Source organism: Mesorhizobium sp. M1A.F.Ca.IN.020.06.1.1, assembly GCF_004023265.1.
Classification (GTDB): Bacteria; Pseudomonadota; Alphaproteobacteria; order Rhizobiales; family Rhizobiaceae; genus Mesorhizobium.
In genome coordinates, this window is sequence record NZ_RZSR01001253.1 from 1 (window position 1) to 1,387 (window position 1,387).

The 1,387-nt window shown below is 67.0% G+C and carries 2 protein-coding genes; both read left to right on the forward strand.

Annotation, left to right across the window (positions count from 1 at the left end):
* Window positions 1-216, forward strand: a 216-nt coding sequence (locus EOA60_RS33005) for a TOBE domain-containing protein (protein WP_128312620.1), incomplete at its 5' end; no start/stop codon positions are given.
* Between the two features lie 31 nt (window positions 217-247).
* Window positions 248-1,387: FAD-binding oxidoreductase (locus EOA60_RS33010; RefSeq protein ID WP_128312621.1), on the forward strand; the 1,140-nt coding region annotated here is incomplete at its 3' end.

Consider the following 1,387-nt stretch of genomic DNA (forward strand, 5'->3'; position numbering starts at 1 on the left):
TGCAAGAACCGCCTGGCGGGAACGATCGCCGAGGCGATCTATCTTGGCTCGGGATCGAAATACGAAGTGAAGCTCGGCGACGGCTCGACCGCGATCGTGCGGTCGCCGCTGACGGGCGAGAATTTCGCCCTCGGCGAGAACGTGGAACTCTGCTTTGACGGCGCCGACGCCAAGCTTCTGCCCGACGACAGCACGGCAGACACGACGCTCACCTGATCCCTCTCTCCGGTCTCCTGGAAGCCATCCCATGCAAGTCAAGCGCAACGGCGACATCTCGTTCTGGTATGCGGATCTGGGCGCGGTCCCAAGCCCGCGTCCGCCCTTGCCCGGCGACATCGAAGCCGATGTTGCGATCGTCGGCGCCGGCTACACCGGGCTCTGGACCGCCTATTATCTGAAGAAGGCGAAGCCCTCGCTTCGCATAGTCCTGCTCGAACGCGAATTCGCCGGCTTCGGTGCCTCGGGGCGCAATGGCGGCTGGCTTTCGGGCGGCTTCGGCTGGTCGCGCGAAAAATATCTAAAGACCTCGACCCGGCAAGCTGTCAGCGCCATGCAGGCAGCGATGGCGGGCTGTGTCGACGAGGTGATCCGGGTGGCGACGGCCGAAGACATCGACGCCGACATCCGCCGTGCCGACAATCTGACGGTCGCCACCAATGCCGCACAGCTCCAACGTGTGCGCGAGGCGTGCGAGACGATCCGCTCCTGGGACGCCGACCCCGAGCGCATCGAATTGCTCGACGCTGCAGCCACACGCGCGCGCATCAATATCGCGAATGTCATGGGCAGCTTCGTCATCCACGGCCAGGCGCGGGTGCAGCCGGCCAAGCTGGTGCGCGGGCTGGCGGAAGCGGTCGAGCGGCTCGGCGTGCCGATCTACGAAAAGACGACCGTGACGTCGATCGCCAAGGGCAGGGTGGCCACCGACCGTGGCACGGTGCGGGCGGAAACGATAATTCGCGCGACGGAGGGGTTCACGGCCGGCATTCCCGGGGAAGAGCGGACATGGCTGGCGCTCAACAGCGCGCAGATCGTGACCGAGCCGCTGCCACAAGAACTCTGGCGCGAGATCGGCTGGGACGGGCATGAGCTCCTCGGCAATGCGGCGCACGCCTATTGCTATGCCCAGCGCACGCGCGAGGGCCGTATCACCATGGGCGGACGCGGCGTGCCCTACCGCTATGGCTCGCGCACCGACGTCAACGGTCGGACGCAGCAGGCGACGATCGACCAGCTGCACACGATCCTGACGACGCTGTTGCCGCAGACGGCCGGGTGCCGCATCGACCACGCCTGGTGCGGCGTGCTCGGCGTGCCGCGCGACTGGTGCACGACGGTCGGCCTCGACCCCAGGACGCGCATCGGCTGGGCCGGCGGGTATTTCGGG